The 25,082-nt window shown below is 37.2% G+C and carries 22 protein-coding genes; 2 read left to right on the forward strand and 20 right to left on the reverse strand.

What is annotated here, in order from left to right:
- Positions 1-62 precede the first annotated feature (62 nt).
- From recG to JFU23_RS07165, 3 genes are all read right to left on the reverse strand, one after another.
- On the reverse strand, positions 63-2,111 hold the full coding sequence (gene recG / locus JFU23_RS07155) for an ATP-dependent DNA helicase RecG (protein WP_002014510.1): 2,049 nt from the start codon (positions 2,109-2,111) through the stop codon (positions 63-65).
- A gap of 424 nt (positions 2,112-2,535) precedes the next feature.
- A complete protein-coding gene (locus JFU23_RS07160) occupies positions 2,536-4,212 on the reverse strand; it encodes a DAK2 domain-containing protein (protein WP_002066784.1) in 1,677 nt (558 codons plus the stop codon).
- A 22-nt stretch (positions 4,213-4,234) separates the two neighbouring features.
- On the reverse strand, positions 4,235-4,597 hold the full coding sequence (locus tag JFU23_RS07165; RefSeq protein WP_002014507.1) for an Asp23/Gls24 family envelope stress response protein: 363 nt from the start codon (positions 4,595-4,597) through the stop codon (positions 4,235-4,237).
- A gap of 378 nt (positions 4,598-4,975) precedes the next feature.
- Between JFU23_RS07165 and rpmB the strand changes: the two genes are divergently transcribed.
- A complete protein-coding gene (rpmB, locus tag JFU23_RS07170; RefSeq protein ID WP_000124776.1) occupies positions 4,976-5,164 on the forward strand; it encodes a 50S ribosomal protein L28 in 189 nt (62 codons plus the stop codon).
- Between the two features lie 73 nt (positions 5,165-5,237).
- On the opposite strand, the gene spoVM is transcribed toward rpmB, so the two are convergent.
- The 17 genes from spoVM to JFU23_RS07255 form a co-directional block, all read right to left on the reverse strand.
- Positions 5,238-5,318 (reverse strand): stage V sporulation protein SpoVM, encoded by an 81-nt coding sequence (gene spoVM, locus JFU23_RS07175; protein WP_001213599.1) that lies wholly within the window; start codon positions 5,316-5,318, stop codon positions 5,238-5,240.
- Positions 5,319-5,384: 66 nt separating this feature from the next.
- On the reverse strand, positions 5,385-6,065 hold the full coding sequence (locus tag JFU23_RS07180; protein WP_201031674.1) for a thiamine diphosphokinase: 681 nt from the start codon (positions 6,063-6,065) through the stop codon (positions 5,385-5,387).
- 100 nt (positions 6,066-6,165) lie between these two features.
- Positions 6,166-6,810, reverse strand: coding sequence for a ribulose-phosphate 3-epimerase (gene rpe / locus JFU23_RS07185; RefSeq protein ID WP_201031675.1), 645 nt, complete (start codon positions 6,808-6,810; stop codon positions 6,166-6,168).
- Positions 6,811-6,812: 2 nt separating this feature from the next.
- Positions 6,813-7,694: a ribosome small subunit-dependent GTPase A gene (gene rsgA / locus JFU23_RS07190; RefSeq protein ID WP_002014503.1), complete on the reverse strand. Its 882-nt coding sequence runs from the start codon at positions 7,692-7,694 to the stop codon at positions 6,813-6,815.
- Between the two features lie 270 nt (positions 7,695-7,964).
- Complete coding sequence (pknB, locus tag JFU23_RS07195; RefSeq protein ID WP_201031676.1) at positions 7,965-9,938, reverse strand: Stk1 family PASTA domain-containing Ser/Thr kinase; 1,974 nt, start codon at positions 9,936-9,938, stop codon at positions 7,965-7,967.
- Between the two features lie 8 nt (positions 9,939-9,946).
- Positions 9,947-10,699: a Stp1/IreP family PP2C-type Ser/Thr phosphatase gene (locus JFU23_RS07200; RefSeq protein ID WP_201031677.1), complete on the reverse strand. Its 753-nt coding sequence runs from the start codon at positions 10,697-10,699 to the stop codon at positions 9,947-9,949.
- Positions 10,700-10,703: 4 nt separating this feature from the next.
- Positions 10,704-11,792 (reverse strand): dual-specificity RNA methyltransferase RlmN, encoded by a 1,089-nt coding sequence (rlmN, locus tag JFU23_RS07205; protein ID WP_002014500.1) that lies wholly within the window; start codon positions 11,790-11,792, stop codon positions 10,704-10,706.
- Positions 11,793-11,796: 4 nt separating this feature from the next.
- Positions 11,797-13,131 (reverse strand): 16S rRNA (cytosine(967)-C(5))-methyltransferase RsmB, encoded by a 1,335-nt coding sequence (gene rsmB, locus JFU23_RS07210; protein ID WP_201031678.1) that lies wholly within the window; start codon positions 13,129-13,131, stop codon positions 11,797-11,799.
- Positions 13,128-14,072, reverse strand: a complete 945-nt coding sequence (gene fmt, locus JFU23_RS07215; protein ID WP_002014498.1) for a methionyl-tRNA formyltransferase — start codon at positions 14,070-14,072, stop codon at positions 13,128-13,130. Before fmt ends, rsmB begins: the two co-directional genes overlap by 4 nt.
- Positions 14,073-14,094: 22 nt before the next feature.
- Positions 14,095-14,565 (reverse strand): peptide deformylase, encoded by a 471-nt coding sequence (gene def / locus JFU23_RS07220; RefSeq protein WP_002014496.1) that lies wholly within the window; start codon positions 14,563-14,565, stop codon positions 14,095-14,097.
- A gap of 11 nt (positions 14,566-14,576) precedes the next feature.
- Positions 14,577-16,982 (reverse strand): primosomal protein N', encoded by a 2,406-nt coding sequence (priA, locus tag JFU23_RS07225; RefSeq protein ID WP_201031679.1) that lies wholly within the window; start codon positions 16,980-16,982, stop codon positions 14,577-14,579.
- On the reverse strand, positions 16,979-18,184 hold the full coding sequence (gene coaBC, locus JFU23_RS07230; protein ID WP_201031680.1) for a bifunctional phosphopantothenoylcysteine decarboxylase/phosphopantothenate--cysteine ligase CoaBC: 1,206 nt from the start codon (positions 18,182-18,184) through the stop codon (positions 16,979-16,981). Before coaBC ends, priA begins: the two co-directional genes overlap by 4 nt.
- A gap of 196 nt (positions 18,185-18,380) precedes the next feature.
- On the reverse strand, positions 18,381-18,593 hold the full coding sequence (gene rpoZ, locus JFU23_RS07235) for a DNA-directed RNA polymerase subunit omega (protein ID WP_002014493.1): 213 nt from the start codon (positions 18,591-18,593) through the stop codon (positions 18,381-18,383).
- Between the two features lie 2 nt (positions 18,594-18,595).
- On the reverse strand, positions 18,596-19,213 hold the full coding sequence (gmk, locus tag JFU23_RS07240; RefSeq protein WP_002014492.1) for a guanylate kinase: 618 nt from the start codon (positions 19,211-19,213) through the stop codon (positions 18,596-18,598).
- A 13-nt stretch (positions 19,214-19,226) separates the two neighbouring features.
- Positions 19,227-19,490, reverse strand: coding sequence for an extracellular matrix/biofilm regulator RemA (remA, locus tag JFU23_RS07245; RefSeq protein WP_001251456.1), 264 nt, complete (start codon positions 19,488-19,490; stop codon positions 19,227-19,229).
- Between the two features lie 67 nt (positions 19,491-19,557).
- On the reverse strand, positions 19,558-20,433 hold the full coding sequence (locus tag JFU23_RS07250) for a YicC/YloC family endoribonuclease (protein WP_002088227.1): 876 nt from the start codon (positions 20,431-20,433) through the stop codon (positions 19,558-19,560).
- A 99-nt stretch (positions 20,434-20,532) separates the two neighbouring features.
- A complete protein-coding gene (locus JFU23_RS07255; RefSeq protein WP_201031681.1) occupies positions 20,533-23,256 on the reverse strand; it encodes a calcium-translocating P-type ATPase, SERCA-type in 2,724 nt (907 codons plus the stop codon).
- Positions 23,257-23,361: 105 nt separating this feature from the next.
- Between JFU23_RS07255 and JFU23_RS07260 the strand changes: the two genes are divergently transcribed.
- Entirely contained in the window at positions 23,362-25,071 is a 1,710-nt protein-coding gene (locus JFU23_RS07260; RefSeq protein ID WP_002014489.1) for an Rqc2 family fibronectin-binding protein, read from the forward strand.
- Positions 25,072-25,082: the final 11 nt, after the last annotated feature.

The raw sequence follows: 25,082 nt of genomic DNA on the forward strand, positions 1-25,082 counted from the left end.
GTACTAAAAGTAGTATATAATCATTAAAAGTAGAATGCAACAAAAACTTTTGCAGACTACTTTTAATCGAGCTTCTCTCCCTGGAATACACCTGTCCCATCAAGATAAGTACGCAGCGAAGCATACTGATCATTATGCCAAAACGCTTCTGAATCAACTAGTATCGCTGCATCTTGTCTTGCTGTTTCTAACGCCCGATAATCATGTACCATATCAGCAACCTTAAATTCTGGTAGACCACTTTGCTTACTTCCAAAGAAATCCCCAGGACCTCGTAACTCTAAATCTTTTTCTGACAATACAAATCCATCATTTGTTTCAGTCATAATGCGCATTCTTTCTTTTCCCGTTTCTGATTTCGGGTCCGCAATTAATAAACAATATGATTGTTCACTACCACGCCCAACACGCCCCCTCAGCTGATGGAGCTGTGATAAACCGAAACGTTCCGCGTCATAAATAACCATAACAGTCGCATTTGGTACATTCACGCCTACTTCAACAACTGTTGTCGACACAAGAATTTGCACTTTATTTTCACTAAACTGTCCCATTATCTCTTCTTTTTCTTGAGATGATAGTCTCCCATGCATTAATCCAACTTGGCATTTCCCTTGATAATGATGAGTCAGCATACTATGTAAGTCGATAGCATTTTGTACATCCAGCTTCTCAGACTCTTCAATAAGAGGGCAAATAACATATGCCTGTCTTCCTTTTTTTATCTCTTTCTCCACAAAGCCGAGGACACGATCTAACATATCATGTTTTGCCCAGTACGTTTCGATTACCTTTCTACCAGCTGGCATTTCGTCGATAATAGAAACGTCCATCTCTCCAAATGCAGTGATAGCTAACGTACGCGGGATTGGGGTCGCCGTCATAAACAATACATCTGGACTTTCACCTTTCTCACGTAAAACCCGGCGCTGCGCCACACCAAATCGATGCTGTTCATCGGTAATAACGAGACCTAACCTATGAAATATAACTTCGTCTTGAATTAAAGCGTGCGTTCCAACAAGGATGTCTACTTCTCCCTGTTCTAATCTCGACAAAATTTCTCGACGTCTCGCACCTTTAACAGAACTTGTTAGCAATTCAACCTTCATACCGAAATGTGAAAACGTCTCCGCGAGCGACTGATAATGTTGCTCGGCTAAAATTTCTGTAGGAACCATCAAAGCACCTTGATAATGAGCCAATTTCGCCGCATAAAGAGCAATCGCAGCAACAACTGTTTTCCCAGAACCTACATCCCCTTGCAATAATCGATTCATTCGGTACGGAGATATCATATCTTTCATTATTTCATCTACAACCCGGCGTTGTGCACCAGTTAATGGAAACGGAAGCGCATCAGTAAACTCTTGCAATTCTACTAATGAAATTTCCTTTTTCGTCCCTTTCGAGTTTTCCCTTTCCATTTTCCGTAATGTTTGCATTTTCAACTGAAACAAGAAAAACTCCTCATATACAAAACGGCGACGCGCTTGCTTTAAGTCTTCCTGTCCCACTGGAAAATGTAACCCTCTGAGCGCTTCATAGCGTGATAATAATTTATATCGACTTAACAAACCATCTGGTAACACTTCGACTATAGAATCTCCATACTCCTTAAATGCCTGTGCAACAAACCGGCGCATCTGTTTTACTGTCAGTTTTCCTTTCACTGAATATACAGGTTCTACTTCTTGTTGTCGTACAACCGGTCCAAAATTCAGTTCTGATACAGCAATTGTTTGGCGATGCTGATCCCATTTACCAGTAATCGTTACCGTTTCATCTAAATTTAACTTTTGTTTATAGTATGGTCTATTAAAACATACAGCTGTAATTAAATAACGACCGACGAGAACACGAACTGTAAGACGTGACTTCTTCTTCCCATAATATTGCAGTAAAGGAGCACTATGAACTTTCCCCTCAACCGTTACACGCTCGTCATGCTTTACTTCAGCAAGATCTTTCATCGCATAGTCTTCATAGCGGTACGGAAAATGTTCTAATAGATGAGAAACTGTATAAATTCCCATCTCGTGTAACAACTCAGATGTTTCTCCTCCGATTCCCTTTACATCCGTAACAGGAACTTGTACAACTTCATTCAAGATTCTCACGCTCCGTCACATTATTTTCTTTGATTCATTCTATTGATTATCCATTATTATCATTGACATCTGTAATGGCTCTCTTTCACCTTATATATTCTATCATAGGCATTCTAAGAGAAACTACTCTAATCCCTCTATATAAAGTGAAACTATAATCAGTGGACGTTTACGGACAATTAATCTCCCACTTAACTTCTTTGCTCCAGCCGAATATAAGGGGTGGAAGTTTTACTGCCCACAAATAGCGGGATAAAACAAAGTTGTACAATACGTAAGAAAAGAGCCTCACTATTAGCAGCAAGGCTCTTTTCTATCATCAATATGCTAGCCTTTTGAATAAAAACTAGTAATAAACTTCATATCACTATTTCTTATCCATTAGCAAGTAAGTAACCCATTTATTTTCAAATCGAATCTTTTCTTATTCTACAGAGAAGATGAAAGAATACACCGGTTGGTTCCCTGCATGTACTTCTACTTCTGCATCTTCAAAGTTCTCTTCTACAAACGCAACTAATTTAGCCACTTCTTCATCTGTTGCATCTTCACCTTGTAGAATCGTTACGATTTCAGAATCCTCATCAATTAGCGCTTCTAGTAATTGCTTTGCAGCTCCTACTTTCTCCGCATTTGTAGATACAATTTTCCCATCTGCAATACACATGAAATCATCTTTTTGAATCGCTACACCGTCAATTTCCGTATCACGAACAGCATACGTAATCTGACCTGTTTTCACATGAGCTAAAGCTTCTTTCATGTTTTCTTCATTCTCTTCTAGCGTTCCAACTGGATTAAATGCTAACATTGCAGCCATACCTTGAGGAACTGTTTTTGAACGAATAACAATAACTTCTTGTTCTACAACTGACGCTGCTTGTTCTGCTGCCATCACGATATTCCCGTTATTTGGTAAGATGATGATTTTTTCAGCATTTGCCTCTTCAATCGCCTTCACAATATCCTCCGTACTCGGATTCATCGTTTGGCCACCTTCGATAACTTTCGTTGCACCAATGCTCTCAAATAGAGTTTTAATACCCGATCCCATAGCTACAGTTACAATACCATACGGTTGTTTCTCTATTGGCTGATTCGTTTGTTCAGGTACCATGGTAGGTTCATCTAATAAAGCAGTATGCTGTTCACGCATATTTTCTACTTTAATCTTAATTAGACTACCGTAACGTTGTCCATAGTTCATAGGATCTCCAGGATGTTCCGCATGAATATGAACCTTTACAACCTCATCATCCGATACAACAAGTAGTGAATCTCCGTACACACTAATATCTTCACGGAATTTTTGTTCAGAGAAATTATGTTCCTTCATTTTTCCAGGCTCTAATTTCACCATGAATTCCGTACAATATCCATACTTAATATCTTCTGTACTCAATTGGCTTTGTACACTACGGTGATGTTCTGCACGTACCATGTCATTCATAGATGGTTGGGCAGGCATATTAGAAGAAATCGTTTCTCCTTTTAAGTCAGCTAAAAATCCTTCATATACAACAACAAGACCTTTACCACCGCTATCTACAACGCCAACTTGTTTTAATACAGGTAATAAATCTGGCGTACGATTTAACGATGCGTTCGCTTCTTTTACAACGTCTTCCATAAACAAAACAAAGTCGCGCTGTTTTTTCGCAACTGTCACTGCATATTTACCCGTTTCTCTTGCAACCGTTAAAATCGTTCCTTCAATTGGTTTCATAACCGCTTTGTAAGCTGCCTCTACTCCTGCTTCTAAAGCTGCGGCAAAATCAACTGTCGTTAATTCTTCTTTTTGTTCAATGGATTTAGAGAAACCACGGAATAACTGAGATAAAATAACCCCAGAGTTACCACGAGCTCCCATTAATAATCCTTTGGCTAAACTTACACCGACTTTACCAGCATGCTGTGAAGGATTTGCTTTCACTTCACGTGCGCCTGAAGTCATTGATAAGTTCATGTTTGTACCGGTATCGCCATCTGGAACTGGGAATACGTTTAATGCATCAACAAGCTGAACATTATTTGTTAAATTATTGGCTCCTTGAATGATCATTTGTGATAAACGTTTTCCATCAATTTTTTGAATTGACACAGATTTTCCTCCTTAATGCACATTACAAGTTTATTACTTTAACTCCTTGTACATAGATGTTTACAGAATCTACTGCTAGTCCTACAGTTTGATCTAATGTATATTTCACTTTAGTCTGCACGTTATGTGCTACTTCTGAAATTTTCGTACCATAGCTCACAATAATATACATATCAATATGTACTTCATCTTCATTTTTACGAACAATAACGCCTCTAGTGAAGTTTTCTTTTCGTAAAATTTCTGTTAATCCATCTTTTAACTGATTTTTCGATGCCATACCTACGATACCGTAGCAATCTACTGCGGCACCTCCAGCAATTGTTGCAATTACATCTGTACTAATATCAATTTGACCGTACTTCGTTTTAATTTCAATTGACATCTCGTTTCCCCCTTCATAAATGGTGAAAGTGAGCTAGACTACTTTAGTTACTATCATATAATCTTTTTAAAGAAAATTCCATCGTTCTTTCTTTTTCACTCTCATATTTTATGTTTTAAATTACATTTTTTTATGATGAGCAAAATAGTCCATTGTTATTATACAACATGTACCACTATAATATGTCAAGCAATTTTTCTTGATTTCACCTTTTCTTCATTGACATATAGTGTCAAGTATTTTTTCTTGATTTCTTTTTCCTACGGTGTTGCATTCTCTTTTTAGTTGTGTTAAATTATAGTAGTGTTTTTAGCATCGCATAAAAGGCTAACATTGAAAAATTACGTATGTTACGGTAGTTAAGGGAGGGAAATATAAATGGCTCGTGTTTGTGCTATCACTGGAAGAAAAGCTCGTTCTGGTAACTCTCGTTCTCACGCAATGAACGCTACAAAACGTAAATGGGGCGCTAACCTTCAAAAAGTTCGCGTACGCATCGACGGAAAAGTTCAACGTGTTTACGTTTCTGCTAGAGCATTAAAATCTGGCAAAATCGAACGTGTTTAATAATAAAAAAAAGAGCCGCTAGGCTCTTTTTTTATTATACCATTGGAAAAAGCACCGGTAATAGGTGCTTTTTTTAGTCTTTTTTGAAGGTATTTAACATCGCACGAACAATTCCACCAAGAAATTTAGGTAACTTAATTGTATAAAATCTCATGGTTTCCCTCCTAATCCCCATTACTCCACTTGTTCACTATATGATGCAAGGAGCAAAATTGTTTCTTCAATCAGTGCTTCTTATCATCATTAATATGCCAGAAGTGAATGAAAAAGTACCTTTTTCCTCAACGAGTTCATTACTAATACAAAGTGTCGATCCCCACTCTATTGTTTTATTAGTAAGAGGATACTTAAAACCGTGAAGTGTAATGCCTTCTACCCTTTCAGTAACTGGTACAAATGATACGTATGGAAAATGTTCGTTTCCTTCAATTATATACATACCAAACTTTTTCACCATTATTTCATTTTTATTGTCCACAATACACATTTCTATATTTACTTCTAATCCCTTTAAAAGCATCTGAATATTTGCTAAACCATGATCAAGTCTTCCACCAGTAGCACCAAAAATACGAATTAATTTTGGTTTCTGTTCTAAAGCCCAGCTAATTGCAATTTCTAAATCTGTTTGATCTTTTTCTCGCGGGACGATATGTAATTCATTTGTTTGCTGCCTCATCCACGCTAATTCCTCATCAGTAACTGAATCATAATCCCCAAACGCAACAGCCGGAGTGATTCCTTTTTTCAACAAACGGTACACTCCTCTATCAACAGCCGCCCAAACTACTTCTTCATTTTCATACCGCGAAAAATCTGCGCAGTATTCTGCAGGTCCTCCCGCTAAAATATGAATAATCATTTTTCCTTCCCCTTCTATTGTAAAAAGGCAATCTGCCATTCGGTAGATTGCCTTTCTCCTTATTTGCCACTCTAACATGTATAAATAGTGAAGTCTTAATGAACTAGAAGCTTCACTAGGATAAAGGTTCGTTCATTCTTTATCCGCGAATTACACGAATTGCTTCACCGCGGTCTTTTTGATTGTATACTGCTGATCCCGCTACAAGAACATTCGCTCCTGCTTCAATACAAAGTCTTGCCGTTTCAGCGTTGACACCACCATCAACTTCAATTTCCACTTCTAGATTTCGCTCTTTAACCATTTCTGCAATTTGTTTGATTTTCGGTAATACAGAATGAATAAACTTCTGCCCGCCAAATCCAGGATTTACTGTCATAAGTAATACCATGTCTATATCTTCTAATACATGCTCAATCGCTGAAACTGGAGTATGCGGATTTAATACAACCCCTGCTTTAATGTCATGAGATTTAATTAACTGAATTGTACGATGTAAATGAGGACACGCTTCTACATGAACAGTAATAATATCCGCTCCCGCTTTTGCGAAAGTTGGGATATAGTTATCAGGGTTTTCAATCATTAAATGTACATCTAACGGTAATGATGTAATCGGACGGATTGCTTCTACAATTAATGGTCCAATCGTAATATTTGGTACGAAATGCCCATCCATTACATCGACGTGAATGTAGTCAGCTCCGCCTTTTTCTACATCTTTAATCTCTTCCCCTAATCTTGAAAAATCTGCTGATAAAATCGATGGTGCAATTTTAATCATGACTAATACCTCGGCTTTCTCTCTCTAATTTCTTCTACGAATTGTTTGTAATTCTTATAACGATATTCGGTAATCTTTCCTTCTTCAACCGCAGCTTTCACCGCGCATTTCGGTTCAGCAAGGTGTGTACACCCTCTAAATTTACAGTATTGGCTCGCTTCTTTCAACTCTGGAAAACAATATGTAAGATCTTCTACCTCTATATCTATGAAATCAAGCGAACTAAAACCAGGTGTATCCGCAACAAGTCCGCTTCCAACTGTAATTAATTCTACGTGTCTTGTCGTATGCTTTCCACGTCCTAAATGTGAAGAAATATCATTAGTTTTCAATTCTAAATCTGGACGTAATACGTTTAGCATTGAAGATTTCCCAACACCAGATTGGCCTGCAACGACGGAAATACAACCTTCTAAGAATGGTTTCAGAATATCAATACTTTCCGATGTATTTATAGAAGTAAACAACACATCATAACCCATTTCACGATAATCATTTGCATAAGATTCAACAGTTTCTCTCATTTTTTCATCTACTAAATCCATCTTACTAATACAAATAATTGGTTTAATGTTATGATATTCAATTAATACTAAAAATCGATCTAACAGTCCTGGATTAAAATCTGGTTCTACCGCAGAGAAAACAAGAATAGCTTGATCAACATTAGCAATAGGAGGTCTAACAAGTTCATTTTTTCGATCAAATACTTCTAACACATAACCTTCATTCGGATTATCCGCTTGAAAAACAACTTGGTCTCCTACAAGTGGCGTAATTTTATTCTTTCTAAATACACCACGCCCACGACATTGTGTAATCCCTTCCTCATTCTGCACATAATAAAACCCACTTAGAGCTTTTACAATTTTTCCTTCTGGCATATAATTCTCCTTTATTTTGTATAAAATGAAACTGCAATTAAATATGAATAGACTAGCGTTCTTTAAACAATTAGTTCAAAGCCCACCAAATATATATCCAGGTTCATATATTTAATCTACCATCAAATTTGAAATATTATTTACAACAGTATCACTTTTACAGCTTTTTGAATCATATATTTTTGCCTGTTATACAGTCCACGATGTAGACAGCATAACAGGCAAGAGTAATAAATTCCATCTTCTATATAAGGACGATGGAATTCACTATTATTGAGCTGGATATGGTACTTCCTTGTCCATAATCGTTACTCCATCTCGAACAATTTTATAGTGTCCCTTTGCACCTTCTTGAATTACAAATTCTAAAGAAATAATCGCTGACTCAGTAATTGTTCTCGTTTCAACTGGTTTATCCATTTTTTGCTGCATATCTTCTTTATAAATTTCTATTGTTTGCGGCTTTTTCTCACCTGTTGCAGAAGCTTCATATGGGATAGAAATGTTATCCACTTTTACCGTTTTCGTCACTTTAGGCTTCGGACCATCGGAGATAACAACCGATACTTTATCTCCTTCTTTTAAAGGTGTCCCAGGCTTTGGTAACTGTGAAATAACAAGACCTTTATCAACCGTATCTGAATACTCTCTTTTTATATCAGAAACAAGCTTTCTTTCATTTAAATAACCTTTTACACTATTTTCAGTCCATCCTGAAAAATCACCTGGTCTTATTTGATAAGGTCCTTTACTTACCCAAATTTTCAGTTCTTGTTCTGTCTCTATAACCATTTGATCAGGCGTTGGTATTTGCTCTACAATTTCACCTTTCGGCTTATCATTTTCAATATAATTTATTGTAACTTGTTTATATTCTTCTTCTAACTCAGCTCTTATACTCTCGAAATCTTTTCCTGTCAAATCACGCATCTTACTTTTCTTTTTCCCACCTGATTGATAGATAGTAATTTTAGAGTTTTCTTTCACTACTCTTCCTGCTATAGGATCTGTTTTTATCACTTTTCCGGCTTCAACATCATCTGTATATACAAGATTAGGTTCAGTAACTTCAAAACCTTTTTCAACTAATGTATTTACAGCTGTCGTATATTTCATACCAGCCACATCAGGAACCTTCACATCTTTCGGAATAAAGAAGCCTGGAATAACAGTAAGTGCTAATGTTATCCCTATCGCTAAAAGTAAAAATGTTGTAATTAAAACTTTCAGCCATTTATTATTTCGCTTTTTCTTCTTACCTGATTTGGTCTCTTCTTTTCTTACTTGTTCATCCACTTTACTTCCTTTTAATACAATCGTTTCATCACTTACATTTTGAAATAGTTGTTCTTGTTGAATAATTGGAATCGCTTTCGTTGCTTCCATATCTTCTGGTATGTAAAATGGTTGTTCATTTATTCGTTCTGGGTATAGTGCTGTTTCAATATCTCGTTTCATCGCGTTAGCAGATTGATATCGATGGAACGGATCTTTCGCAGTTGCCTTTAATATAATATTTTCAACACTTTGTGGAATATTGTCATTCCATCTTTTTGGAGATGGCATTTCATTTTGTAAATGTTTTAACGCAATTGCAACAGCAGATTCACCAGAAAACGGTTGTCTTCCTGTTAACAATTCAAACATAACAATCCCAAGTGAATAAATATCTGATTGTTTATTCGCTATACCGCCGCGCGCTTGTTCTGGTGATAAATAATGCACCGAACCGAGCACCGAATTTGTATGTGTAATTGTTGCTGCACTTGTAGCTGTCGCAATTCCAAAGTCTGTTACTTTGACCACTCCGTCATCTCGAATCAAAATATTGTGCGGTTTAATATCACGATGTACAATCTCAAAATGATGGGCGTGTGCCATAGCGGACGTTAACTGCTCCATTATATCAAGAGCCTCTCCTATCGGTAACATCCCTCGATCAATTATGTATTGCTTCAATGTTCGTCCAGGTACATATTCCATTACAAGATAATATATATCATCCTCTTCCCCAACATCATACATATTCACAATATTTGGATGCGACAACGTTGTAACAGATTGCGCTTCTCGATGGAAACGTTTAATAAACTCTTCATTATTTGAATAGTCGAGTCTTAATATTTTTACCGCTACATCTCGGCCGAGTATATCATCATGAGCTAAATATACATTGGCCATTCCTCCACCGCCAATCATTTTCAGCAGCTTATAACGGTCATTTAAGCGTTTTCCAATCAGCACGTTGCACTTCACCTACTTTCGTTTGTCGAATCCGTATAATCAATAATAACGAGGGTAATATTATCTTCTCCACCACGATCATTTGCTAATTGAATGAGATGCTCTCCCTTCGCCTCGAGCTGTTCATTCAATTGTAAAATTTGTTGCATATCAGCAATAGAAACTTTGTTAGACAATCCATCCGAGCAAAGAAGTAATTGATCATCTTCTTCAAGCACCAATGTTTTAACATCTAATCCAACTGTTTCTTCATTTCCTAATGCTCTTAACAAAACATTCTTTTTCGGGTGATATTCTGCATCTTCCTTTGAAATTTCGCCATGTCTTACAAGTTCATTTACAAGCGAATGATCTTCCGTTACAAGCGTCATTTCCCCCTCTGATACCATATAACAACGACTATCTCCTATATGACCTATCGTCACAAAATTCGATGTACAAATGGCTATTATAAGTGTTGTTCCCATGCCATTACATTCTGCATGCTGCTGAGAGTAAGCATATATGCGCTCATTAATAATTCCAACGTTAGTATGTAACCACTTTTCTACCTTTTTAGGCTCATTCATATTATGCGTTTGCTTCCAATAATCATGGAATAATTGAATAGCCATCGAGCTAGCTACATCGCCAGCTCGATGACCTCCCATTCCATCTGCTACTACCGCTAAAATATTTCCATCTAAATTGCGAAAAACTCCTGCACTATCTTCATTATGTTGACGAACTTTTCCTTTATCCGATAGAAACACGGCTTTCATCTAGTCACCTCGTCTCTTCTTTGCGCTCCTTTGCACGCAACTGACCGCAGGCTGCATCAATATCATGACCTTGTTCACGGCGAATGGTTACATTCACTCCACGATCTTTTAGCGTCTTTTCAAATAAGAAAATTTGCTCTCGTGGCGTACGTACATAATCACGTTCTGGCACGTAGTTTACCGGAATTAAGTTTACATGACATTTTACACCTTTTAAGAGCGCAGCAAGTTCTTCAGCGTGCTCAACTTGGTCATTTTCTCCTCCAAATAAGCCATATTCAAATGTAATACGACGCCCTGTTCTATTTACATAGTATTTAACAGCTTCCATTAAATCAGGTAGCTTATAAGCACGGTTGATCGGCATTAATTTTGAACGTATCTCTGTATTTGCAGCATGCAATGAAATCGCAAAATTAATTTGCATATCTTCTTCAGCGAACTTATAAATTTTTGGAACAATTCCACTTGTTGAAACTGTCATATGTCTTGCACCAATATGAATTCCTTTTTCATGATTTACAATGCGTAAGAATGACATTAAGTTATCATAATTATCAAATGGTTCTCCAATTCCCATAACAACAAGAGAACTTACACGTTCTTCTGTTTCATCAAGCGCACGCTGAACTTCTACTACTTGCGCTACAATTTCTCCAGCCTCTAAGTTTCGTTTTAACCCACCAAGTGTAGAAGCACAGAACGTACAGCCAATGCGGCAACCCACCTGTGTTGTTACACAAATGGAATTTCCATATTCATGTCGCATTAGTACAGTTTCAATAGAGTATCCATCGTATAACTGGAATAGGAATTTAATCGTTCCATCCGAAGACGTTTGTTTTACTAAAGTGTTTAAAGTAGTAATATCAAAGGAATTCGACAATTTATCGCGCAATCCTTTAGCAAGGTTTGACATATCCTCATAATTTTTTACACGTTTTTTATATAGCCAATCAAAAATTTGTCCTGCACGGAACTTAGGTTCTCCTTGTTCCTTTAACCAATCTTGCATTTCATGAAGTTGTAAAGAATAAATTGATGGTTTCTTTGTTTCTAGATTTTTCTTTTGTTTTTTTACAGTCGTTTCCATGATGCTACACCTTCTTTCTTAAACAAGCAATATAAAAGCCATCTGTTGCAAAATAATGCGGTAAAATTCGTACTTGACCTTCATCAATATACGGATTTAACTTTTCTGGCATGCGATCTTTTATCGTAGTATCCCATTCAAATTCAGGATGCTCTTGTAAAAATTGCTTTATCACTTGTTCATTTTCTATTTTTTCAATTGTGCACGTACTATAAACAAGGCGACCACCTTGTTTTAACAATGGTGCTATTTTTTCTAGTATCGCAAGTTGAATCGTTGATAACCTTTCACTATCGCCCTTATCTTTACCTAACTTAATATCAGGTTTACGTCTAATAACACCAAATCCAGAACATGGTGCATCTACTAATATTTTGTCAAAAGATTCATTTGCAAAATGCTCTTGAACTTTTCTAGCATCTAAAGCCATCGTTTCTACATTTTCTAAACCAAGTCTCTTCGCCTGTTGTTCAATTAAACGTACTTTATGTGCGTGTAAATCAAGCGACATTACCTTACCAGTTCCGTCCAAACGCTCTGCAATATGAGTTGTTTTTCCGCCAGGAGCAGCACAACTATCTAGAACTGTATCTCCTTTATTCGGTTCTAAAGCACGTGCTACAAGCATTGAGCTTTCATCTTGAATAGAAAGGAAACCTTTTTTGAACGCTTCTGTATGTGCGACATTTCCTCTTTCAATTTGAATTGCATCCTCTGACAACTCGCCACGTTTTGCTTCTATACCCTCATCAGCTAATAACGCAACCGCTTCTTCTACCGTTACTTTATCAACATTTACACGTGCTGTTGGTACAGGTGGCAACATATTTACTTCACACATTTTCTCTGCTGTCTCTAAACCATATTCGGATGCCCATTCTTGTACAAGCCACATTGGATGACTCGTTGCAATCGCAAGACGTTCTACTGGATTTTCGATTTCTTCTAACGAAGGTACACCTTCTCGCTGAATTGAACGCAATACTCCGTTTACCATGCCTGAAATCCCTTTATGCCCACGACGCTTTGCAATCTCAACTGCTTCATGAATAGCCGCTCTTTCTGGAACTCGGTCTAAATATAGCATTTGATATAGAGATAGGCGAAGCAACACTCTTACCCACGCTTCAACCTTTTTTCTTAAAAATGGTTGTAAATAATAATCTAGTGTGTCACTACGTTGAATTGTTCCATATACCATTTCAGTTAATAAACCAATATCTTTTCTGTCAATTGTATTTTTTTCAATCAAATTATTTAAAAGTAAGTTGCTATATGCACCACTTTTTTCTACTTGAATTAAGCCATCCAGAGCTAACTCACGAACATTTTGTCTCATGCATTTTCTCCTAACTTCGTACCAATTTCAGGTTTTGTTCCACGTAAAAATTGTGAACAACTCATACGCTTTTTACCAGATGGTTGCAATTCAGTGATTTTAACGCCTGTCTCGTTCCCTGTTGCAACAACAAATCCATCTTCTTCAAGAGCTACTATTGTACCTGGTTCAGCTTTCTCTGTAATAGAGACCTTCTCTCCCCACCATACTTTAATAACTTGTCCTGCCAAAGTCGTATAAGCAACTGGCCATGGATTCAATCCGCGAATGTGATTGTATACTTCTTCACCTGTTTTTGTCCAATCAATTATCTCTTGCTCACGTTTTATATTATATGCAAACGTCACTTCAGCTTCACTTTGTTTAATTGGTTCTAGTTTACCCTGAATTAGTAAAGGAACCGTTTTAGATAAAAGGTGTGCTCCTGCTTCGCTTAACTTATCAAATAATGAACCTGTTGTTTCACGCTCTTCAATTTCTACTTCTACTTGCGTTAATATATCGCCCGCATCTAATTTTTCTACCATATACATAATTGTAATACCTGTTTTCTCTTTACCTTCCATGATCGCATAATGAATTGGTGCACCACCGCGAAGTTCTGGAAGTAATGATGCGTGGACATTAATACATCCATACTTTGGCGCTTCTAAAATTTCATTCGGTACGATTTGTCCAAATGCTGCTGTTACAATTAAGTCTGGCTCTAGTGCTAATACTTTTTCATATTCGTCTTTTTCACGAATTTTTAACGGCTGTACTACTGGAATACCATGTTTCTCCGCTTCTACTTTAACAGGAGTAGGTGTTAAAACCTTTTTTCTACCAACTGGACGATCAGGTTGCGTTACAACACCAACTACGTCATATCCGTCCTCGATAAGACGACGAAGCACCGGCACAGAAAAGTCCGGTGTCCCCATAAATACTACTTTCATCATTCAAAAACCGCTCCTTTTAAACCTATTCTAATTCGCCTGCTTCATAATACCTTTTCACTTTAGATGTAAATAAAACACCGTGTAAATGATCGATTTCATGCTGAATTGCACGCGCTAAGAAGTCATCCGCTTCTAATAAAAATATTTTACCGCGACGATTTTGTGCACGTACTTTAATGTAATCGGCACGCTCCACTTCACCATAAAGTCCCGGAAAGCTTAAGCAGCCTTCGGGACCTACTTGTTCACCACGTTTTTCTAAAATAACAGGATTAATTAATTCAATTTTACCCGTATCATCACCTATATCAACAACAGCAACTTGTAAGCTTACCCCCACTTGTGGCGCAGCTAGACCAACTCCGTCTGCAATTAACATTGTTTCATGCATATCTTTTAACAATTTCACTAACTTTTTATCAAAGTTAATTACTCTTTCGCATGGTGTTTCTAACACTTCATTTGGATGCTTTACAATTTCTAAAACTGCCATATTTCCCTCCGCTACATTAACATTGTTGGATTAAAATCAATTGAGATTTGTAGCTCTTTTTGCATTTCTGCTTGATAATGTTCATTTACCATTTTGAGCACGTTCTTTAAGTTTGGTTCCCGTTTGTATTTTATCATGCATTGGTAACGATATCTATCTTTTATCCTTGGAATTGCTGAAGCAACCGGCCCTAACACCATTGTTTGCCTTGAACAATGCGTTCGTAAATGACCGACAATTTTTTCCGTCACTTGGACTGCCTTTAATAACTCCGGATGAGATACAGTTACAAGTACAACGTAGTAATATGGCGGATATTGTCTCATTTGCCTCATTTGCATTTCGTGCTCATAAAATACATCATATTGTTGATTCTTTGCTAATTCTACACTGTAATGTTCCGGCGTATACGTTTGAATTACAACTTCACCTGGCAATTCATGTCTTCCTGCACGTCCACTCACTTGTGTCAATAGCTGATACGTCTTTTCACTCGCCCGAAAATCAGGTAGATGAAGCATCGTATCCGCCGTTAAAACGCCAACAAGCGTCACCTTCGGAAAATCAAGCCCTTTTGCAATCATTTGTGTTCCAAGTAATATATCTGCTTTCTCTTCACCAAACGCCTTTAATAATTTTTCATGCATTCCTTTACGGCTTGTTGTATCCACATCCATTCGAATGACCCGCGCCTCAGGGAATAGTTTTGTGATTTCTTCTTCAACCTTTTGCGTCCCTGTACCAAAGAAACGAATATACGTACTATTACAAGCAGGACACTCCGTTGGCATATTTTCCTCATGACTACAATAATGACACTTTAAACGATGGTTCATTTTGTGATATGTCAACGAAATATCACAATGCGGACATTGTACGACATACCCACAATCACGGCACATCACAAACGTAGAATGCCCCCTTCTATTTAAAAAGAGAACCATTTGTTCTTTCTTTTCTAATCGATCTGCTATTTTTTCATGCAGTGCCTTTGAAAACATTGAACGATTTCCATCACGAAGCTCTTCACGCATATCAACAATTTCTACAGTCGGCAAAGCTTGTTTGTTCATACGTTTTTCCATTGTAAGCAACCCATAGACACCTTTTTTCGCTCTAGCAAACGATTCAAGTGTCGGCGTTGCACTTCCGAGAACGATTGGACACTTATGGTATTGTCCTCTCCACACTGCTACATCTCTTGCATGATACTTTGGGTTATCCTCTTGCTTATAACTTGATTCATGCTCTTCATCAATAATAATGATTCCTAAATTTTCGAATGGAGCAAAAATAGCTGAACGCGCACCAACTACAACTTTCACTTCTTTTCTTAATATCTTTCGCCATTCATCATATTTCTCGCCAACAGAAAGCGCACTGTGAAGAACTGCAACTTGCGAACCGAACCTACCTTTAAAGCGATCTACCATCTGGGGCGTTAGCGCAATTTCAGGAACAAGCACAATTGCTTCTTTTCCTTTCTCGAGCACCGCTGCTATAGATTGTAAATACACTTCAGTCTTACCACTTCCTGTAACACCATATAGTAAAAATGGATTGTAAGTTTCATTTGTAATTGATGATAAAATCGGTGTAATTACTTGTTTTTGTTCCTCAGTAAGCGGAAATGGTTTCGTTTGTTCAAAATCATCATCGTCATACGGACTCCGGTATACCTCTACATACTTTTCTGAGATTAGACCCTTTTTAACAAGTGCTTTTATTGGAGCATCTGTTATTTGTAATTCTTCTGTTAAATTTTTTAACGGTACACTTTTGTAGTTTTCTACAAAATAATAGAGTACATCTTGTTGTTTTTTAGTTTTCAGTTCAAATGCTGCTAATTCCAATTTATCTGCCGGCAACTCCGGTTGAACTACTCTTTGTTTCTTCTTCTGCACTTTATCCTTTACTTGATAAACCACTTCAGTCGTACCATTTTTAATTTCTTGTTGAATAGTGCGATATAGGTGCGGCTGTGCTTCGATAACTTCCCAATCTATCGTTTCCTTCCCTTGAAATAAAGAAAGAATTTCTGGTGCTACTTCTTCTCGGTTACGAAGTTGCAGACGCTTTTTATATGTTGCTTTAATCGCCGTCGGAAGCATCACCTGAAAAGCTGAAATCATATAACATAACGTTTCACTTGTAAGCCAATACCCAAGTTTTAATAATTCATCATTTAAAACCGGAGTGACATCTAATATTTCATACAACGCTTTTAACTTTTTACTTTCTAGTTCAACCGAATCCTTTATGCCAATAATAAAACCTTGCAATTTCCTCGGACCGAATGGGACTACTACACGCATTCCTGTTTGCACGATATCTTCCCATTTTTTAGGGATAATATAATCAAACGGTCGATCTGTTTGACGTGCAGGTACATCAACAATTACACTTGCAAACTTCATACATAATCATCTTCTAACATCATTTCTATTTGCTTTAATATTTCACGAGCCACTTCTTTCTTCGTTAAAAGTGGCAGCTCAATGATTTCTCCATCTTTTCTATACATTGTCACAATATTTGTATCCGTACCAAACCCAGCTCCTTGCGCTTTCACGTCATTCGCAACAATCATATTTGCATTTTTCTCACGTAATTTTCTCGTTGCGTATTCCTCTATGTTTGTCGTTTCAGCTGCAAAACCGATAAGTAACTGTCGGTCCTTCTTCTCACCTAACGTTTTTAAAATATCCACTGTTCTTTCTAATTCAATTACAGCATCGCCATTTTTCTTTTTCATTTTATTATCATGAACATATTTCGGACGGTAATCTGCAACGGCTGCTGTTTTGATGACAACATCCACACTCTGATAATGCTGAAGGACTGCCTCTAACATATCTTGTGCAGATTCTACTTGTATTGTTGTGACATGTAATGGTGACTCTAATGCTGTCGGTCCTGACACAAGTATGACATCAGCACCTAAGCCTGCTGCAACTTCTGCGATCGCATACCCCATCTTTCCAGAAGAAAAATTCGTCATAAAACGAACCGGATCAATCTTTTCACGTGTCGGTCCAGCTGTTATTAATATTCGTTTTCCTTGCAATGGTTGTTGTTCTGAGAAAGCCTCTTCTAATCGTCCAATAATTGCTTCAGGTTCTTCCAGTCTTCCTTTTGCTACATAACCACATGCTAAAAAACCTTCCCCAGGCTCAATAAATGTATATCCTAATGTTTTTAACGTCATCATGTTTTTTTGAACAATTTTATTTTCATACATATGCACATTCATAGCAGGTGCAATCCACACTGGAGCTGTAGTAGCTAACAAAGTAGTTGTAATCATATCATCAGCAATACCACCAGCTAACTTTCCAATGCAATTAGCTGTAGCAGGTGCAATAAGTACAACATCTGGCCAATCCGCTAAATCAATATGAGCAATAACAGCGGAGTCTCTCTCATCAAACGTATCCGTATATACATCATGGCGAGAAAGTGCTTGAAATGTAAGAGGCGTAACAAACTTCATTGCCGACTCACTCATCATTACTTTTACAAGAGCGCCAGCTTGTGTCAATTTACTTGTTAACGCAGCCGCTTTAAAAACTGCAATGCCTCCTGTTACACATAGAAGTATCTTTTTCCCTTTTAGCATATGACTCGTCCTCTTTCTTTTTCAAACTTATTCTACTGAAATAGAATTTCCAGCTCGTCAGTACCAGTATTCGTTCCGTCTTTTTCGATTCCTTTTCATCCCTATCGTAAAAAAATAACAACCTACTTGTAAATAGGTTGTTACCGTTACATAGAAAATTATAAAGTCTATGTTTTAATTTGTCGAAAAGAATGTCTTAATCAATTATTGTGTCATCGCTTGGTACATATTTTAATACTTCTAAATCGATTTCTTCTAATGCTTTACCTACACATTTATAAGAAACAGGCTTTTCAATAACACAATTATCAGCAATTTGCATTTCACGTGCACGCTTTGCAGCTACTGTTACAAGTGTATATTTAGAATCGATTTTTGTTAATAATGAGTCAATTGATGGATTTAACATAATTATAGACCCTCCGTCATTTCTTTATAGTATTTTGCCACTCTTTCGCGGCGGCAATGTTCACCAACCACAATTGCTTTAATTCGGTCACAAGCTAATTCAACTTGATCGTTTTCTACAACATAGTCATAAGCGTCCATCATTTCGATTTCTTCTTTCGCTACAGTTAAACGATTTTCAATAACATCTTCAGTTTCTGTACCACGGCCGACAATTCGGTTCTTTAGTTCAGATAAACTTGGAGGTGCTAAGAAAATAAATACACCTGCTGGGAAGGCTTTCTTAACTTGAATTGCTCCTTGCACTTCAATTTCTAAGAACACATCTTTTCCTTCTTGTAACGTTTTTTCAACATAATCAATCGGTGTTCCGTAATAATTACCAACGAACTCAGCCCATTCAAGTAACTTTTCATTACGAATCATTTCTTCAAATTCTTCTCTCTCTTTAAAGAAATAATCCACACCATCTACTTCACCTTCACGCGGTTTACGTGTCGTTACTGAAATAGAGTACTGAAAACGTGTGTCTTCATGGCTAAACAGCTCTTTTCGAACCGTTCCTTTCCCGACACCAGAAGGTCCCGAAAGAACGATGAGCAATCCTCTTCTACTTCTCATAAATATGTAAAACCTACCCTTCCTCACTTAAATCTTCTTTATTATTCAAACGATGTGCAATCGTCTCTGGCTGAATTGGACTTAATACTACATGCCCATCATCCATAACAATAACCGCCCTTGTTTTTCTCCCATACGTAGCATCAAGCAAAGCATTATGTTCACGCGCTTCCTGTACTGTCCGTTTAATAGGAGCTGACTCCGGACTTACAATAGCAATAATTCGATGAGCAGATACAATATTTCCGTATCCAATATTTAAAAACCGCATGGCCATAGTTTGCGCCTCCTAGTAAGTCTATCCGATTTCTCCACCACGTATAACTTTATATATTTTTTGAAAGCTACTCAATATTTTGTACTTGTTCACGAATTTTTTCAAGGTTATTTTTCATTTCTACGACATATTTTGAAATTGTTAAGTCATTTGCCTTAGAACCTATCGTATTAACTTCCCTATGCATCTCTTGCACGATGAAGTCCATTTTCCTTCCAACAGGCTCTGTAATTTGCAATGCTTCACGAAATTGATCTAAATGACTTTGTAATCGAACTAATTCTTCGTGAATATCTGAACGTTCTGCAAATATTGCTACTTCTGTCAACAATCGTTGTTCATCTAAATCTTGATTATGTAATTCTTTTAAGCGATTTTCTAATCGTTCACGATATTTTTGTGTAACAATTGGTGCATGTGGAATAATTGCATTTACACAATTATGAATCTCTTGCAAACGATATGCTATATCTTTATGTAATCGTTCTCCTTCACCATCTCTCATCGTTTTCAACATATGAGCAGCTTGGCGAACAGCCTCATATAAACCGGTTTCAAATTGTTCATTTACATTTTCTATTTCTTCAACTGCCGTTACTTCTGGCATTCCCATTAGTTGCCCGAGTGTAATAGAATCTTGTAATTGAAATTTCCCTTTTATATCTTCCATAATGGATTGGTACTGCTTGAGAAGTTCCCAATTCACAGTTAATTTTCTTTCAACAAGCCCTTCACCTGTTATACTAATAGACACTTCAATACGTCCACGGCGAACTTGCTTTGCAATTATTTTACGAATCTTGTCTTCAAACGCCATCATTTGCTTCGGAAGCCGAATACTCATTTCTAAAAAACGATGGTTCACCGACTTCATTTCTACTGTTATTTGAAAAGTATCGTTTTCTACCTTCGATCTTCCAAATCCTGTCATACTACAAATCATCTTTATCACATCCAAGCCATGAAATAACTCAATGAAAAAGGCAATAGAGACAAGGCTCTACTACCTTCTGTAAATTATATCATATTTTCATATCATTGACTATTTCAAGTTTAATCCCTTCTTATATAACAGCGGCTTTTTCTTTTTCCCCTTTTTTCTTGTTAATAAGGATCCTACTAATAAGAAGGTCGGAATAGATGATAATCCTCCAATTAACAACCAATCTCGTGCTTGTATCGGCATTGTGCTAAAAATCGGCTGTAATGGTGGATAATATATAACTACAAGCATTAACAGTAAAGAAATAATAACCGCCCCTACTAAATATATATTTCCAAACGGGTTGCGGTGAAATATAGAATGTTCACTACGACAATCAAATACATGAATAAGCTGAGCCAGTACTAATGTTGCGAAGGCTACCGTTTGTGCATACTTCAATTCATTCGGATGCTGGTTAAATGCAATAATAAACGCTACTAATGTCACTGCTCCGATTAGAAAACCACGACTTATAATTTTCCACGCAAGCCCTCTAGCGAACACCCCTTCTTTCGGATGGCGTGGTGTTCTCTTCATCACATCTCCTTCAGCCTTATCCAAACCTAATGCCATCGCTGGTAAACCGTCAGTAACTAAGTTCACCCATAAAATTTGAATTGGAACCATCGGCAATGGCAGTGCAAGTAACATCGCAAATAACATAACTAAAATTTCACCAACGTTAGATGCTAACAAATACCGAATAAACTTCCGAATATTTTCATATATGTTTCTACCTTCTTTAATCGCCGATTTAATCGTAGCAAAGTTATCATCTAACAACACGAGTGACGAAGCTTCTTTTGCAACATCTGTCCCTGTAATTCCCATCGCAATCCCTATATCAGCTGTTTTAATAGCTGGAGCATCGTTCACTCCATCACCTGTCATAGCTACTATATGTCCCTTATTTTGCAGCGCCTTAACGATTTTCAATTTATGCTCAGGAGACACACGAGCGAATACATACGTATCTTCTACAATATCTTCTAATGCCTCTACATCCATATTCGCAAGTTCTACACCTTCAACAACGCGTCCACCCGCCGGTAAAACCCCTAGCTGTTCCGCAATTGCCATTGCCGTCACTTTATGATCTCCCGTAATCATTACCGTTCTAATACCAGCTTCTTTACACTCTTTCACCGCTTGCGCCACTTCTAGTCTTGGCGGATCTATCATTCCTTGTATTCCAACAAGCATAAAATCCTGCTCGACTTCTCTTTCATGTTCAATTGAATCTGTAGCTTTTAGCGGTTTAAATGCCACCGCAATCGTTCGTAAAGCTTGACTTCCTAAACTATGAATCGCTGCCTGCACTTCTTTTCGATACATTTCACTTAAAGGCTGCTGCTTATTTCCCCACAAAATTGTTTGACTCATTTGCAAAAGAACATCTGGTGCTCCTTTTGTAATAACAAATTTTTTACCCTCACAATCACGAACGATAACGCTCATCATTTTTCTAGTTGAATCAAAAGGAAATTCACGAATGACTTCAAACTTTCCTTTAAGAGCTTCACGTGATATTCCCGCCTTCATTGCAGCAGCAACGAGAGCTCCCTCTGTTGGATCTCCATCTAACACATACGTCTTTTTCTTTTGAATAACATTCGCATTATTACATAAACAGCCAAATGTAAGTAGTTGATACAGTGATTTCGTCTTAGTAGGGTCAATTACTTCTTCACCTTTCATAAACGAACCTGTTGGCTCATAGCCTTGACCTGTTACTTTCCACAATTCTCCGCCTGACCACATATGTGTTACCATCATTTTATTTTGTGTCATTGTTCCTGTTTTATCTGAGCAAATAACAGAAGCACAGCCTAACGTTTCTACAGCTGGCAACTTTCGCACAATTGCCCTCTTTTTAATCATACGCTGTACACCAAGTGATAGCGCAACCGTAACGATAGCTGGCAATCCTTCTGGAATAGCTGCAACAGCAAGCGAAACCCCAGCCAAAAACATGTGATACACTTCATTCCCTTGATATACACCAGCTAGTACAACAAGAGCCGTCAAAATAAGAGCAACAATAATTAAAATTTTTCCAAGCTGTTCTAATCTTCTTTGTAATGGCGTTTCCATTTGCTCAGCATTTTGCAACATATTTGCAATTTGCCCCATAGCTGTATTCATTCCAGTTGCTACGACTACCCCTGTTCCAGCACCTCTCGTTATCATCGTCCCCATAAATGCCATGTTTTTTTGATCACCAATTGAAACATCTTGACCTTGTAACGCATCTACCTTCTTTTGTACAGGCAATGACTCTCCTGTAAGAGCCGATTCTTCAATATATAAACTTGAAGATTCCACAAGGCGAACATCCGCGCCAATACGGTCACCACTAGAAAATTTAATAATATCACCTAGTACAAGCGCTTTTGACGGCGCTTTTATCCACTTCCCATTTCTTAGTACAGTAACTTGAGGAGCTGCCAATTCTTTTAAAGCTTCCAACGATTTTTCAGCTTTCCTCTCTTGGAAGAAACCGAGGACACCATTAATAATAACAATTGCAACAATTGCAATCGAATCAATATACTCTCCTAAAAAAGCTGAAATAATTGTAGCACCAAATAAAACAAGTACCATAAAATCTTTAAATTGCGCTAAAAACACCATAAGCGCAGAAGGCCGCTTTGCTTCTTGCAATTCATTTGTACCAAATTTCTTTAATCGGCCCTCTGCTTCTTGCTCTGTAAGACCTACCTCCACATTCGTATTCGTTCTTTCCTCCACTTCATGTGCTCGCATTTCATACCAGTTCATCCTGCCATCGACCTCCTGATTCCAGACATACTCTAATGAAAGCTTATTCAGCCTCGTCCAAAAAAATGCTATAATTAACTTTTAGTTAGAAAGGAGTGTTCATTCATGGCATTCGATGGATTATTTACAAGAGCAATTACACATGAAATTGCAAATTCTCTTCAAACAGGAAGAATTTCAAAAATATATCAACCCTCAAAATATGAAGTTTTATTACATATTCGAGCAAACGGAAAAAACCAAAAACTAATTCTTTCATCTCACCCTACATATGCGCGTATGCACTTAACAAATCAAAACTACAATTCACCAGCGCTACCGCCGATGTTTTGTATGCTTCTTCGCAAACATTTAGAAGGTGGATTTATTGAAAAAATTGAACAAATTGACTTAGAACGTATTATTCAAATTACAGTCCGCAGTCGCAATGAAATCGGTGACGAATCAGTAAAAACATTAGTAATCGAAATAATGGGACGACACAGTAATATTATCTTAGTAGATACGAAAACAAATGTTATTTTAGATAGCTTAAAACACGTTTCTTTAGCGGTAAACCGACATCGTACTGTATATGCTGGAGCTGAATATGTTGCCCCACCGGCACAACATAAAGTTAATCCGCTTCTTATCGAAACAGAAGATGATTTTATTAAACCGCTAGACTTTTTATCTGGCAACATGGACAAACAACTTGTCGGAGCATTCATGGGAATTTCCCCATTATTTGCAAAAGAAGTTGTAAAAAAAGCAGGTATGGCAAATGAAAAAGCATTATCTGAAGCTTTCTTCAGCTTGCAAAAACCATTGCTAACACATCAGTACGTGCCAGCAATGATAACAGCAAATGGAAAAGAGTTCTTTTACCTATTCCCTCTTTCTCACTTACAAGGAAACGAAAAAACATTTTCATCTGTTAGTGAATTATTAGATCGTTTCTTCTTTGGTAAAGCAGAGCGCGATCGTGTAAAACAACAAGCTCACGATTTAGAACGCTTTATGCAAAATGAAAAAACAAAAAACGAAAAGAAGCTAATTAAACTAGAAAAAACATTACAAGATGCCGGAAAAGCAGATAAATATCAACTATTTGGAGAGCTACTTACAGCCAATATGTACGCTTTGAAAAAAGGTGATAAAGAGATAGAAGTCGTTAACTATTACGACGAAAATGGTGGGACTGTAAAAATCACATTAAATCCTTTAAAAACACCATCTGAAAATGCACAACGCTATTTCCAAAAGTACCAAAAAGCGAAAAATTCAGTTGCTATTGTAGAAGAACAAATCGTAAAAACAAATGAAGAAATCCTTTATTTCGATAGCTTACTTCAACAAATGGAGGTTGCTTCTTCAAAAGATATTGAAGAGATTCGTGAAGAACTGACCGAAGAAGGTTATGTACGTAATCGTAAGAAGAAAAACACAAAGAAAAAACCGACAAAACCAGTATTGGACAAATATTTAGCTAGTGATGGCACAGAAATTTTCGTCGGTAAAAACAATAAGCAAAATGATTATTTAACAACGAAATTCTCCCGTCGTGATGAAATTTGGTTACATACGAAAGACATACCTGGGTCCCACGTTGTCATTCGTTCTCTTGAACCTACGGAAGAGACTTTACAAGAGGCCGCTAAAATCGCTGCTTATTACAGTAAAGCAAAAGATTCTAGTTCTGTTCCTGTAGATTTCACAAAGGTACGCCATGTCAAAAAACCGAGCGGTGCAAAACTTGGATTTGTTACATATGACAATCAACAAACATTATATGTAACACCAGATGCTGATACAGTAATGAAATTAAAAGCGTAAATTAAAAAATG

This window comes from Bacillus sp. TH50 (genome assembly GCF_016650565.1).
Classification (GTDB): Bacteria; Bacillota; Bacilli; order Bacillales; family Bacillaceae_G; genus Bacillus_A; species Bacillus_A mycoides.

What these genes read in the sequence shown, in the direction of transcription:
- gmk (WP_002014492.1), bottom strand. Translation starts at nt 19,213, where the DNA reads ATGAGAAGTAGAAGAGGATTGCTCATCGTTCTTTCGGGACCTTCTGGT.
- rpoZ (WP_002014493.1), bottom strand. Translation starts at nt 18,593, where the DNA reads ATGTTAAATCCATCAATTGACTCATTATTAACAAAAATCGATTCTAAA.
- rpmB (WP_000124776.1), top strand. Translation starts at nt 4,976, where the DNA reads ATGGCTCGTGTTTGTGCTATCACTGGAAGAAAAGCTCGTTCTGGTAAC.
- def (WP_002014496.1), bottom strand. Translation starts at nt 14,565, where the DNA reads ATGGCAGTTTTAGAAATTGTAAAGCATCCAAATGAAGTGTTAGAAACA.
- remA (WP_001251456.1), bottom strand. Translation starts at nt 19,490, where the DNA reads ATGGCCATGCGGTTTTTAAATATTGGATACGGAAATATTGTATCTGCT.
- rsgA (WP_002014503.1), bottom strand. Translation starts at nt 7,694, where the DNA reads ATGCCAGAAGGAAAAATTGTAAAAGCTCTAAGTGGGTTTTATTATGTG.
- rlmN (WP_002014500.1), bottom strand. Translation starts at nt 11,792, where the DNA reads ATGGAAACGACTGTAAAAAAACAAAAGAAAAATCTAGAAACAAAGAAA.
- JFU23_RS07255 (WP_201031681.1), bottom strand. Translation starts at nt 23,256, where the DNA reads ATGAACTGGTATGAAATGCGAGCACATGAAGTGGAGGAAAGAACGAAT.
- rsmB (WP_201031678.1), bottom strand. Translation starts at nt 13,131, where the DNA reads ATGAGACAAAATGTTCGTGAGTTAGCTCTGGATGGCTTAATTCAAGTA.
- rpe (WP_201031675.1), bottom strand. Translation starts at nt 6,810, where the DNA reads ATGATTAAAATTGCACCATCGATTTTATCAGCAGATTTTTCAAGATTA.
- priA (WP_201031679.1), bottom strand. Translation starts at nt 16,982, where the DNA reads ATGAAGTTTGCAAGTGTAATTGTTGATGTACCTGCACGTCAAACAGAT.
- coaBC (WP_201031680.1), bottom strand. Translation starts at nt 18,184, where the DNA reads ATGCTAAAAGGGAAAAAGATACTTCTATGTGTAACAGGAGGCATTGCA.
- JFU23_RS07250 (WP_002088227.1), bottom strand. Translation starts at nt 20,433, where the DNA reads ATGATTTGTAGTATGACAGGATTTGGAAGATCGAAGGTAGAAAACGAT.
- JFU23_RS07165 (WP_002014507.1), bottom strand. Translation starts at nt 4,597, where the DNA reads ATGTCAATTGAAATTAAAACGAAGTACGGTCAAATTGATATTAGTACA.
- fmt (WP_002014498.1), bottom strand. Translation starts at nt 14,072, where the DNA reads ATGATGAAAGTAGTATTTATGGGGACACCGGACTTTTCTGTGCCGGTG.
- spoVM (WP_001213599.1), bottom strand. Translation starts at nt 5,318, where the DNA reads ATGAGATTTTATACAATTAAGTTACCTAAATTTCTTGGTGGAATTGTT.
- JFU23_RS07180 (WP_201031674.1), bottom strand. Translation starts at nt 6,065, where the DNA reads ATGGCAGATTGCCTTTTTACAATAGAAGGGGAAGGAAAAATGATTATT.
- JFU23_RS07260 (WP_002014489.1), top strand. Translation starts at nt 23,362, where the DNA reads ATGGCATTCGATGGATTATTTACAAGAGCAATTACACATGAAATTGCA.
- JFU23_RS07200 (WP_201031677.1), bottom strand. Translation starts at nt 10,699, where the DNA reads ATGAAAGCCGTGTTTCTATCGGATAAAGGAAAAGTTCGTCAACATAAT.